The following is a 12,813-nucleotide window of genomic DNA, read 5'->3' as shown; positions in this document are numbered from 1 at the left end:
ATCGATAAAGGCGGGGTGTATAACCTGGCCACAGCTACCGGTAAAGACCCATTGAACAATAGTGTAAGTGATGAATCTGAGAGTGGCAACGCTGCAGGCGGCACTCCTGGTGTACCACCAGTAGACCCTGCCTGTCCTGCCTGTACGATTACGCCATTGCCATCATCGCCTGGTATAACTTTAACAAAAAATACGACTGTAGGGACCTACAATAAGGTTGGTGATGTGATCAACTATATTTTGAAAGTAAAAAATACGGGTAATGTAACGCTTACTAATGTAAATATTACCGATGCGAATGCTGACGCTGGAAGTATATTGCCTGGGACAATAGCAACGCTAAATGTTGGTGCAGAAGTCACGGTAAATGCAAAACATACTTTAACTCAGGTCGATTTGAACAAAGGTTTTGTTTACAATATCGCAAATGTTCAGGCAAATGATCCAAAGGGCGGAGATATCAAAGCAACTTCTAAAGACAACAATCCTGCTTATCCTAATGCTCCTATTGATCCGAACTGTCCAACATGTACCATTACAGAAATTGAGCAAAAGGCTTCGGTTGCATTGATTAAGAAAGTCACTAATGTAGGAACAGGTGAAAATGGGGTTTTTATATTGGGGGATCAGATTGAATATACTTTTACAATTACCAATACGGGTAATGTGGTATTAAGTAATCTTATTTTAAACGACCCACTTTTAAATGCCTCAGCAATCAATATTCCAGGAACATTAAATCCTGGTGCATCACTTGTACATGTCGAAAAATATACGCTGTCTGCAATTGATGTTGCTAACGGAAATGTAACTAATCAGGCACTTATAAGTGGAACAGATCCAAAAAACAAAGTCGTAACAGATAAGTCCGGAACTACCAACACCGATGATATGGCAACTGTTACTGTTATCGCAAAACCTCCTGTAGCCGGTGACAATACTGCCGAGACTAAGCAGAATGCTGAAATTAAAATACCGGTATTGAACAACGACGTGCAGGGTAGTAGTCCAGTAGTACCGGGTAGTATAGTCATTACCACTCCACCTAAAAATGGTACTGTAACTGTTAATGCAGATGGTACAGTTACCTATAAACCAAATGCCGGCTACACTGGGGTAGATGATTTTTCTTATACTGTAAAAGACAAAAATGGTCAGGTGTCAAACCCTGCAAAAGTTACAGTGACCATTATACCTACCAAGCCTGTAGCAATTGATGATTCAGCAGAGGGTCAATGGAACACTGAAATTAAAATTCCGGTCTATGGTAATGATAAAACCGATGGTTCTCCTTTGGATAAAACAGGGTTAGAAATCACCGAGCAGCCTAAACATGGTACACTTAAAATGAATCCAGATGGAACAGTTACTTATTTGCCAAACAGCGGTTATACAGGTAAAGACTCTTTCAGCTATCGTATAAAAGACGAAAACGGCAACTGGAGTAATGTTGCTGTTGTAAACTTAAATATTAAAGGCTTTTTCATTCCAAATGTCATTACTCCAAATGGAGATGGCAAAAATGACACCTTCGTTATTGTAGGGTTAGAAAACTACGGCAATGCTGATGTCACCATCTTTAACCGTTGGGGTAATGAAGTATACCGGAATAACAATTATAAAAACACCTGGACAGGTGAGGGACTGAACAAAGGAACCTACTATTACCTGATCAGGTTAAATAATAATGGTAAGCAGGAAGTTTATAAAGGTTGGGTATTAATAAAATGATAATTGATAAGGCTGGTGAAAGCTGGCCATATACATACAGATTATGAACAAACATATCATAAAAAAAGTTATGCTGGGATTAGGGTTGGCTGTTGCTGGCCTGATACCGGCAAAGGCGCAGCAAAACATTCAGTTCTCTCAGTACATCTTTAATTCTTTAAGTGTAAACCCCGCTTATGCGGGATACAAAGAAGAATGGTTTGCGCAACTGGCCTTGAGAAGTCAGTGGACTGGACTTAGTGGCGCACCGAGAACTGGTCAACTATCTATTGATGGCGTAGCCGATGCCAATAAAAATGTAGGCCTCGGTTTACAAATTACAGACGACAGGTTAGGCCCACAGTCGGCCACCTCAATTTATGCAAATTATGCTTATCGCTTAAGACTTAACGATGAGGATACACAAAGATTAAGTTTTGGAGTAGGAGCAGGTATTACCCAATATGGATTGGATGGTAACAAATTAAGCCCTGTCGATTTTGACGATCCGGACCTGCCTGTTGGTAAAATCAGCAGCACTATTCCAGATGTCCGTTTTGGGGTTTACTATTACAATCCAGGTTTTTACATTGGAGTTTCGGCAATGGACCTGCTTTCTGGAGACAAATCAAACAGCATCTTCAACTGGGATAAAAATAATGTGGAGAACCTGAAACGTAAACGCCATTATTACCTGATTGCAGGCACCATACTTAATTTATCTGAGGATACGAAGCTTCGGCCAAGCCTATTGTATAAAGAAGATCTTAAAGGCCCTTCAAGTTTAGACGTCAGCGGCATGTTGATCTTTGCTGAGAAGTTCTGGATAGGTGGATCGTATAGAACGGGGGCCAACCTTTGGAAAAAGGATTATACTAAAGGCCAGCAGTTGAGCAGTCTCAATTCCATTTCTGCAATTGCCCAGTTTTATTTAACCGACACCTTCAGAATCGGGTACTCTTACGATCATATCCTGAGCAAATTGAGCAGCATACAAAATGGTACCCATGAAATTACGATCGGGGTAACCTTCCCTGGAAAGGGCAAGCGTTTACTTAGTCCCAGATTCTTTTAAGATCAATAATCGATATATCGTTTAAACTGATGAACATGATAAATAAAAAATATACCAGATACATTTTTCTTTTAGGCTTAGGGTGTACTTTTCATGCAGCTTCTGCACAAGAACAACCCAGCTTAAAGCGAAGGGCCGATCAATTGTATACACAATATAAATATGCGGATGCAGCTTCAATTTACCTGAAGCTTGTTGATACCAAGAAACCTAAATTAACTGACCTTGAACGTTTGGCAGATTGCTATCAGAAAATGAATGATTACGAGGCTGCCGAGAACTGGTATGCCAGGGTAATCCAGGATCCGGATAGTAAAGCTGAAAATCTGATCAAATATGGGGCTATACTTAAATCTAATTCCCGCTATACTGAAGCTAAAAAGGTTTTAAAATCTTACGCTGACAAAACTGGCGATGTCAAAAGAGTTACTAATGAAATTGCTGGATGTGATTCTGCATTGGTTTGGATGGCTAAACCCACTGCACATAAAATCAAAAACGAAGCTCAGGTCAATACTGTTCTTGCGGAATTTGGCGTGTTTCCAAATGGTAATAAAATCTTATACACTGCTGAACCGGACCAAGGTTTCCTGAATCGAAAAGATGGGCGTACAGGTAATCCTTTTTTAAGAATCTATACTGCTGACCGCTCTGCGGACAATAGCTTAAGTGCTAAATTGATTGACAAGTCACGGTACAATGATGAGAATTATCACGTAGGACCAATCATTAGCAATAAAAAAGGAGATGTATTGTACGTTACACGTACTTATCCGGGGCCGTCTGGGGAAATTAGTAAAGAGAACAAAACGAAATTCAGAACCAATAACCTGGAACTGTATATCTATACTGCAAAAAATGGTAAATACGAAGCTGTGCCTTTTCCTTATAATGAGGTGAAGAAGTATTCTGTTGGTCACGCTGCATTAAGCCAGGATGAGAAAATACTTTATTTTGTGTCTGATATGCCTGGTGGGTTAGGTAACACAGATATCTGGTATTGCGAATTGCAAAGTGATGGCAGCTGGGGGAAACCTCAAAATGCCGGACCAGCAATTAATACCAGTCAGGACGAAATGTTCCCCAACATCGGGGCAGATGGCACTTTATATTACTCCAGTAATGGATTACCAGGGATGGGTGGATTAGATGTGTTTAGTGTAAAAGGTGCAAAAAGTAACTGGTCTAAGCCAGTTAATCTCAGATTTCCGGTAAATTCTCCGGCCGACGACTTTGCTTTCATTACCAATATTGCAAATGAAGATGCAGTAATGGGTTATCTTTCTTCAAACCGTAGGGGTGGGATAGGAAATGATGATATATATAGTTTCAGCAATATTAAACCTAAAATGATTCTAGCTTTAAAAGGGATTACCCTGAATAAGAAAACAGGCGAGACAATAGACGCAGCTATGGTGACCTTATATGCCAATGGACGTCAGATTGTGGCCAAACAAATTAGCAGTGTAGGTGGTACTTTCTTTTTTGAACTGACAAAAGGAACTGATTACTCCGTAATAGGGCAGAAAGAGAAATTTTATAGCGACTCGGCAACGGTATCGACCAAAGGTTTAACCAGGTCAGATACCTTAAGTGTAACCCTGCGCTTAGAGCCTCTGTTTGAAATTGGCAAAACCATTGTTCTTCAAAATATCCACTATGATTTTGATAAGGATAATATCCGCAAGGACGCTGCGAAAATTCTGGACGAACTTGTACGCATTATGAGGGACAATCCAACCCTTGAAATTGAATTGGGGTCGCATACCGATAGCCGCGGAGTAGATATTTATAATCTGGATCTCTCTCAGCGACGTGCACGTTCTGTCGTAAATTACCTGGTTAGCCGTGGCATTTCCAGAACTCGTTTAACAGCTAAAGGATATGGAGAAACACAATTATTGAATCGTTGTGAAAATGGGGTGAAATGCTCAGAAGCAGAGCACCAGGCCAACAGGCGTACCGAATTTAAAATAGTCAAATACTAATACTGCGAGTTTTCTTCGAGCGGTTGGACTTATTGAGGGATAGGTAGAACTTTACTGAGCGAGCCATGTTGCTAATCGAATGGATACCGTTATTTCGGTTCCATTTGCATCTGAATGTATTTTAGTTTCACCGTTAAGAGATTGGACGCGGCGGCGGATGGATTGCAAACCCATAGTTGAATTACCATTTCTGGATTTCTTTTCATCTAAGCCAATTCCGTCATCACTGATAGTCAGTAGGAGGGTGTCTTCTTCTTCATAAATCAGGATGCTCACATTTTTAGCTTTGGCATGTTTGATAATATTGGTGATTGCCTCCTGGATAATGCGGAGTAAAGCAATTCGCGTATCCATGTCCACACTGATTAAAGAGTTATTGTCGATCTGTATGGTTTTGTTGTAGCGGCTATCGGGGAGGGAACTGTCTGTAAGTAGTTTAATCTGCTTTTCAAATGACTGTTCTTGCTGTTCATCTCCAGCACGGAACCATTCATGGCTTTTGTTTCGGGCTGCTTTATAGGCGTTCTCTGTTTCGTGCAGGAGCATACTCAGTTTGTTTTTTAAGGCGCTTTCATTGGTGTCCATCATTATAATCTCCAATTGATACCTGATGGCGGCAATGGATGAAGAAAGACCATCGTGGAGGTCTTGTCCAAGACGCTGTTGTTCTTCTCTTACTGCCTGGTGTTTTGCTTCCTCCATGGCAATGATTTGCATATTAGCCACATTGTTGAGTGCTTCTACCTGTGTTCTTGCCTTTCTGCTTCGATATATCATAATCAGGTAGATCGTGAGTATGAAAATAGATGCAGCAATTGAAATGAGTACTAACCAATTTGTTCGTTGCTGCTTGATTTCTTCCGACTTTCGAAGTTCAACCTTAGCGTTTTCAGCTTCGGTATAGGCGTATAGTAAAGTATCCATCTCTGCCATCAATACTGCTTTCGCTTTTCGCTCGTGTGCCAGTGCGCTGGCTAACGATGTATAGCCTCCCTGAAAATTACCCTGTGCAGCCTGTAGTTGGGCTTTGTATTCATCAAGTATCGGTTGCTGACTTTTAAAAAAATTGGGAAGCGATGCGAGTTTTTTGATATAAAAGCGAGCGCTATCCAGATTTTTTAAAACCAGGAAGTAATCCATCTTCATTTGATAAAGAGGTACTTCTATAAAAGACATCGGTTGGTCATTATACGTGGTTTTTAGTGTTTGTAAACTATCCAGTAAAATTCCTACTTTGATTTGGTTCTTCTCAAGAAGAGCAATGTCATGGTGTCTTACCAGGGCATAAAAGTCATTGTAAAGCATGTGCTGCCTGTTTATTGGGTATTTGCGTTTGAGCATGTTCCCAATTTGATCGGCCAGCAGTGCTGTTCGATAAACAGCCGTAGTATCTCTGGTCTTTATATAGGCTTCGATTGCCACAGCTAAGATGTCTATAGCATACATTCCATTTACATTGTCGGTTTTATTGTTCCGCAACTGTTCCGGCAAGTGCTTGATGTATTCTTTTTTATCGTTATATGTAGAGATCACTTTATCGTATAAACCTTGCTCATTGAAAGCCTTGATTTTAAAAACATCTACTAGCAAGGGACGTATTTTGCCGTTTTTCCCCAATTCCTGCGATAGTTTTTCGTTATAATACATAGCCGCACCCGTTTGTCCGAATATTTCTGCATTATCCACCAATGCCCTAAAGTACTTTACACGTGAACTTCCGTACTCCTTTTTCCCCCAGGCAATATCTTTATACAAACTAAGAAGACCCACCAATTCCTGCGTTTTAAATTCGGTTCCTTCACTCACAAGTTGCTGTGTTAACGAATAGGTGCTGTCCAGGTATTTGTCTGCAGAAATACGGTTTGTATGGTAGGCCCTGGCTAGGTTTTTAAATTCCTTTCTTGCATGAACTGTTGATTGTCCCGCAGTAGTTTTACTAATTAGCAGAAAAAATAAGAAAAGGAGAGATAGATTGCGTGAAAACACACAAAATTTGTTTTTCATTGGGTTTATTGTATTAATTTTCAGACCATGTTTAGATCATAATTTTACCTAAAGTAGTAAAAGTATAGAATTATATCTATTGTACCTGTATTAATAGCGAATTCATGCTGTTGTAGTGAATTGAGTAGCATGATATTGTTATAATGTGCAGGTCTCTGTTTTACTTGAGTGTAGTAATATTAATTTTAGAGGGTTAGGGTGATCGGACTTAGTCATGAATGGCTAAAGACTTACATCAATCTTAATCTTTTATGAAGATAATCTACAATAACTATAATCAATGAATGGGATAAAAATCGGTATAATGTGTAACCGTGAGTTTATCAGAAAAGCATTTATTGCTTCTCTTGTGGTCTTTCAAGAAAAAATAATAGAAATCGTATTCGAAACTACTATAGAAGCTTTTCAAACCTTAGTTCCGCATATTTCTAGGCCAGATATTTTGCTACTTGATATAGATTCTCCTGACATCTCCGGGACAGAAGTTATTAAAAAGGTACTTTCATCTTATCCTGATTGTTCGATCATACTTGTCTCTGATATAGATGATAAAGATACCCTATTAAAATATATACATGCCGGTGCTAGAGGATGTTTAAAAAAAGTAAATCAACATAAATTGCCAACAGTTATTAGCGCTGTAATGGATGGCGGTTGTTATATTAGTCCTGCTTATACAAAATTACTATTTGATCATGTTCTATGTACAAGAAAACAACTTTCTGAATTATCTTATAGGGAACAACAAATGGTAGATGCTTTAGTTGACGGCTTAAGCTATAAACTTATTGCTTATCGACATAATATTTCCATCGATACTGTTCGATTTTATCTGAAAAAAATTTATAGAAAATTAAATATCAATAGTAAGGGAGAGTTGTTGGCTATGATGAGATTAAGTTCTAATTGAACTAAGCGCATTCTGAAGCGACCAGCAACTTGAATCTTCACAACAGTGTATTTGTGCTGCTTTTTACTATGATTTATTTAGCATTTGATAAATTTTAAGCACAAAAGCAGCACCCGCTTGCGAAAACCAATCAGAATAACCGCAAAACAGAGATGAGAGAATACTGTTTCTTCAATCTTTTATCTGTTAAAATACAGAATAAATTATTTTAATGGAATAGAAACCATTATTTCCGTACCATTTATATCTGAATCGATATTTAATTCGCCATTTAAATATTCAACCCTTCGACGAATGGATTCCAGGCCAATAGCTGATTTTTTGCTGGTAGTCTTCGTTTCGTTCAATCCAACGCCGTCATCATTGATTGTCAGTAGGAGGGTGTCTTCTTCTTCATAAATCAAGATGCCTACATTTTTAGCCTTGGCATGTTTGATAATATTGGTGATTGCTTCCTGAACGATACGGAGTAGAGTAATACGCATGTCTGTACTGACACCTGTTAGTGAACTATCGTCAATTTGAATGGTTTTATTGTACCGACTATCAGGAAGTGCACTGTCTGTAAGTATCCTGATCTGTTTTTCAAAAGATTGTTCTTGCTGCTGGTCAGCAGCGCTGAACCATTCATGGCTTTTTTTTCTGGCCACTTCATAGGCTCTCTCTGTTTCTGTTTGCAGCCTGCCAAGTTTGTTTTTTAAGGTGATATCGTCGGTCTCTAAAGTCAATGTTTCTAATTGATGCCTTATGGCGGCAATAGATGAGGACAGGCCGTCATGTAGGTCTTGTCCAAGACGCCGTTGCTCTTCTTTTACAGCTTGATGTTTAACTTCCTCTATTGCAATGATCTGCATATCAGCGGCGCTGTTTAGTGCTTCTATCTGTGCTTTCGCTTTTCTGCTCCGATAGCTTGTAATCACATAAATAATAAATATGACAATCAATGCTGAAACAGAAATCAAGACCAGCAATACAGTCCGTTGTTGTTTGGCCTTCTCGGTCTTTTCAAGAGCAATACTGCTATGCTCTGCCTGAGTATAGGCATACAGCAGATCACTGGATTCTGCCATCAGGCTTGTCTGCATCTCGCGCTCATATTTTAGCGCATCGTTTACGGATAAATAAGCATTACGATAGTCGCCTTCCAGGGCATTCAGCTTTGCTTTGAACTCAGCAAGCTCTGCACTTTGGCTTTTGCCGAAATTCGGGGACGATTCGTATTTGGCAATATAATGTCGTAGGCTATCCCGGTTCTTCAAATTCAGGTAGTTCTCCATACGCAAACGAACCAGGTTAAATTCAATAAAGTTTGTGGTCTGGTCTTTATATTTGGTTTTTAATTCGGCCATCCGGTGCAGCAGGGTTTTTGAAACTTCATACTTACGCTCAAAGTTGGCCAGAGAATGGTCAATATCTATCATTAAAAGTTCGTTGTACAATAGTTGTGGCCTGGTACTCGATGGATTGCGGGCAAGTGCTGTGCCGATTTGTCTGGCCAAATGCGCAGTCTGCTGCACCGATTTGCTGTCGTTCAATTTAATATATCCTTCTAAAACTGGCGATAAGATATACATGGCATTCAGTCCAACCGAACCATCTACTTTATGATTTCGAAGAAGTTCAGGGAGGCTTTCAAGATATTTCTTTTCAGTGTTATAGATTTCGATGATTTTGGGGTAAAGCCTCATTTCCTGATAAATCTTGGTTTTTTGCAGCTGTTCTATCAGTGGGTGTGCTTCTCCGTATTTTTTGTACTCGGCTGTGACCTTCTCGGCATAATACATGGAGGCACCCTTTTTCTTGAACATACGGGCGTTATTGAAAAATAGGAAGAAATAGCTTACACGGGCGCGGCCATATTCGGGTTTGCTCCAGGCAATTTCCTCATATAGATTGAGCAGGTGTACCAGTTCTTTGGTTTCAAAATGCTTTCCCTCTGATAACAGTTGATGTGTCAGTAAATTCGCCTGTTTGAAGTACTCTTCGGCAGAGACTTGTTTTGACTGATAGGAATCGGACAGTTTATTAAATTCCTTTTGCGCGTTGGATCTCGGTTGGGCGATGGCCGTTTGGCTTAGGATAAAGAAGAGCGGGAGTACGCAATAAAGCTTGATATTCATTAGATATAGCAATTTGAAATGTGTAACCTTAGAAAAAAATTAATTTTATATTGTTTATTTGAACAGTGCAGAATTACATCTTTTTGTTACATACAAAGGTTTGTTAATATTGTCAGATTAACTCCTGTATACGTGCATAAGACAATAGCTCCGTAATGGAATTTACATTTATTGTGCAAAATACTGTAACATTTCCAATTCCCTGGCTTTAAATCAAGCGACATTGTGTTTCACCACCAACCAAATCTTTTCAACCTGCCGAACTACCAGTTCCTACCTATTCAAATTCCTTCAGTTTTATCCAGGTCCCATTTTTAAGCTGGGTTCAAGCCCTCAGCGTGCTTTTTGCTGGACTCCAGCCTGATGACTTTTGTTGGTAGTCTTCGTTTCGTTCAATCAGATTAGCTCTTGCTTACGTGCATAAAACAATAGTTCTGTGATAGAATTGACTTTTACCTTCGCCATCATCTTGCGGCGATGTGCTACAATTGTGTGTTTGCTTAGGTTTGTCTGTTCTGCGGTTTGGGCGATTGATAATCCATGCGCAAAGTAATGAAGTACCTCTAGTTCTCGCGCCGTGAACGGTAACTTTATTGTTGAGTTTGTGTTCGAGACAATGTCACTAATTGCGGGGGAAATATATTGCCTGCCCTGGCTTATTATTGTAAGGCATTCAACTATTGCATTAAAACCAGATGATTTGCTTACAAAGCCATTGGGATTGTAACTCAGGATATTTGTAATTGTAATCGGACTGATTACTGAGCTCATTACAATAATTGTAATATTCTTGTTTAACCGTCTGGCTTCATTAATAAGAGGTAGGCCGTTTTTGTTTTTTAGATAATAATCTAAAAAAAAATAAATAGGTGATTCAGAGTGCTTGATCAGAAAAGAAACTAATTCCCGTTCCTCGCTAATCGTATGAACGGAACGGAAAAGGTCCAATCGCTCAATAAGAGCTGAAAAGGAGTCCGCAAATAGAAGGTGGTCGTCAAAGACAATTGCAATTGCTTGAATTTTTTTCATAAGTTGTTCTAATATAGCAAAAGTAAGCGATTGCATGGTTGTAACTGAGATACGGAAGCTTTTATAGCTAATTAATGTTATTCATAAATCATTCAATAGCAAATTGTTGTTACGTATTTTTTTATCTGATGAATGGGAATAATTTTTTAGCTAAATAATTATTCTTTCTTCTAATTTATTTTTGGGTTGCTTGAAAGAATTCTTCCATGCATATTATCGAAATATAGCATGTTTTTGCTATTTTAATATATAATCGTAACACTATATTGTCATAGTTTGTGTTTGCTTCTTTTACTTGATGCATGGATGTTAACTTTAATTAACTAATACTATTTAATAGTTAACCACAACTATCTAAAACGTTCATCAATCGCATCTTTATGAAAATAAAATTACGATCTCTGTTGTCTACGAAAAGCAAGTATGCTTATCAAGAAAAAATCATTGGTTCATTAGCCGGATACGATCTCGAGCTAAGTGTTGTTCATAAAACCAATAATTTTAAACAATTTTTTAATCCCAGTATAGCCAGTGCTTTGAGAAAAGTGATGTGGACAGGTTTAATACTTGGGTTCTACACAACGGCCTCAGCTCAGCAGAAAGTAAAAGATGGTACAGTATCGGGCAGCAATTTACCTAATAAAGATGCGTTGTTAGAGCTGGAAACTAAAAATAAGGGTTTACTTCATGCACGAGTTGGCTTAACTCGTACAACTGAGGCGGCACCACTTACAGCCCATGTTGCGGGTATGATGGTTTACAATACCTCAACTGTCAATGATGTTGTGCCAGGAATTTATTACAATGATGGTACAAAGTGGGTGTTCGTACGAAGTTCCAGTTCTATTCTTGTTGAAAATCAACCCGGAAAAACTGGAAGTCCAGGTACCCCAGGCGCTGTTGGAGGACCAGGAGTTGGAGTTACAATTGTAAATAATGATAGTGGAACCTGGGTTTTTAATCCAACAACAAATAGCTGGACAAATATTAAAGGTGCCAATGGAACGAATGGTGTTGATGGTAAATCCGTAACCAGTGGTGCTACTACTCCAACAGGTACAGGGGCTACTGGTGATACCTATATCAATACAACCACAGGTGAAACCTATGTTTACAATGGTACAACCTGGGTTTCTAACGGGAACATTAAAGGACCACAGGGTGTTGCTGGTATTAACGGTACCAATGGAACGAATGGTGTTGATGGTAAATCCGTAACCAGTGGTGCTACTGCACCAACAGGTACAGGGGCTACAGGTGATACATACATCAATACGACTACAGGTGAAACCTATGTTTATAATGGCACAACCTGGGTTTCTAACGGGAACATTAAAGGTCCTCAGGGAGCTACTGGTGCTGCTGGCCCGCAAGGTGTAGCTGGCACTAACGGTACAAACGGTACTTCAGTAACAAGTGGTACTATAGCTCCAACAGGTACAGGGGCTACTGGTGATACCTATATCAATACAACCACAGGTGAAACCTATGTTTACAATGGTACAACCTGGGTTTCTAACGGGAACATTAAAGGACCACAGGGTGCTACTGGTGCTGTTGGTCCCCAAGGTGTAGCTGGTCCGCAAGGTGTTGCTGGCACTAATGGTACAAACGGTACTTCAGTAACCAGTGGTACCATAGCTCCAACAGGTACAGGCGCTACTGGTGATACTTACATCAACACGAATACAGGTGAGACCTATGTTTATAATGGCACGACCTGGATTTCTACTGGCAATATCAAAGGACCACAGGGTGCTACTGGTGCTGTTGGTCCCCAAGGTGCTGTTGGTCCGCAAGGTGTAGCTGGCACTAATGGTACAAACGGAACCAATGGAACGAACGGTAAATCGATGCTAAGCGGAACGACAGTTCCTGGAGCTGGTACAGGTGTTGATGGCGATACGTATGTAGATACGACAACTGGTTTAACCTATATCAAAACAGGTGGTACATGGACAGCAGACGGTGGAACAT

The 12,813-nt window shown here is 39.6% G+C and carries 7 protein-coding genes and 1 pseudogene; 5 read left to right on the top strand and 3 right to left on the bottom strand.

Annotation, left to right across the window (positions count from 1 at the left end; translation table 11 throughout):
* The 3 genes from ABIE26_RS26460 to ABIE26_RS26450 all read left to right on the top strand — a co-directional run.
* Positions 1-1,731, top strand: a 1,731-nt coding sequence (locus tag ABIE26_RS26460) for a DUF7507 domain-containing protein (protein ID WP_310147114.1), incomplete at its 5' end; no start/stop codon positions are given.
* Between the two features lie 43 nt (positions 1,732-1,774).
* Positions 1,775-2,785, top strand: a complete 1,011-nt coding sequence (locus tag ABIE26_RS26455; protein ID WP_310147112.1) for a PorP/SprF family type IX secretion system membrane protein — start codon at positions 1,775-1,777, stop codon at positions 2,783-2,785.
* 35 nt (positions 2,786-2,820) lie between these two features.
* The gene (locus ABIE26_RS26450) at positions 2,821-4,773 is read left to right on the top strand and encodes an OmpA family protein (RefSeq protein ID WP_310147110.1); all 1,953 of its coding nucleotides are present in this window, start codon (positions 2,821-2,823) and stop codon (positions 4,771-4,773) included.
* A 51-nt stretch (positions 4,774-4,824) separates the two neighbouring features.
* On the opposite strand, the gene ABIE26_RS26445 is transcribed toward ABIE26_RS26450, so the two are convergent.
* Positions 4,825-6,777 (bottom strand): sensor histidine kinase, encoded by a 1,953-nt coding sequence (locus ABIE26_RS26445; RefSeq protein WP_354376272.1) that lies wholly within the window; start codon positions 6,775-6,777, stop codon positions 4,825-4,827.
* A gap of 280 nt (positions 6,778-7,057) precedes the next feature.
* On the opposite strand from ABIE26_RS26445, the gene ABIE26_RS26440 reads away from it, so the two are divergent.
* Complete coding sequence (locus ABIE26_RS26440) at positions 7,058-7,687, top strand: response regulator transcription factor (RefSeq protein WP_310147106.1); 630 nt, start codon at positions 7,058-7,060, stop codon at positions 7,685-7,687.
* Between the two features lie 203 nt (positions 7,688-7,890).
* Here ABIE26_RS26440 and ABIE26_RS26435 read toward each other — a convergent pair whose 3' ends face one another.
* Entirely contained in the window at positions 7,891-9,807 is a 1,917-nt protein-coding gene (locus tag ABIE26_RS26435) for a sensor histidine kinase (protein ID WP_310147104.1), read from the bottom strand.
* Between the two features lie 396 nt (positions 9,808-10,203).
* Positions 10,204-10,836 (bottom strand): response regulator transcription factor, encoded by a 633-nt coding sequence (locus tag ABIE26_RS26430; RefSeq protein WP_310147102.1) that lies wholly within the window; start codon positions 10,834-10,836, stop codon positions 10,204-10,206.
* Between the two features lie 380 nt (positions 10,837-11,216).
* On the opposite strand from ABIE26_RS26430, the pseudogene ABIE26_RS26425 reads away from it, so the two are divergent.
* Positions 11,217-12,813: pseudogene (locus ABIE26_RS26425) on the top strand (hypothetical protein); the annotation flags it as partial.

Origin of the sequence: Pedobacter africanus (genome assembly GCF_040548825.1) — a bacterium.
Taxonomy (GTDB): Bacteria; Bacteroidota; Bacteroidia; order Sphingobacteriales; family Sphingobacteriaceae; genus Pedobacter; species Pedobacter africanus_A.
The sequence above is the reverse complement of the archived record's forward strand: the minus strand, read 5'-3'. Positions and strand labels throughout refer to the sequence as shown.

Coding starts and splice junctions, on each gene's coding strand:
- ABIE26_RS26455 (WP_310147112.1), top strand. CDS start 1,775: ATGAACAAACATATCATAAAAAAAGTTATGCTGGGATTAGGGTTGGCT.
- ABIE26_RS26450 (WP_310147110.1), top strand. CDS start 2,821: ATGATAAATAAAAAATATACCAGATACATTTTTCTTTTAGGCTTAGGG.
- ABIE26_RS26445 (WP_354376272.1), bottom strand. CDS start 6,777: ATGAAAAACAAATTTTGTGTGTTTTCACGCAATCTATCTCTCCTTTTC.
- ABIE26_RS26440 (WP_310147106.1), top strand. CDS start 7,058: ATGAATGGGATAAAAATCGGTATAATGTGTAACCGTGAGTTTATCAGA.
- ABIE26_RS26435 (WP_310147104.1), bottom strand. CDS start 9,807: ATGAATATCAAGCTTTATTGCGTACTCCCGCTCTTCTTTATCCTAAGC.
- ABIE26_RS26430 (WP_310147102.1), bottom strand. CDS start 10,836: ATGAAAAAAATTCAAGCAATTGCAATTGTCTTTGACGACCACCTTCTA.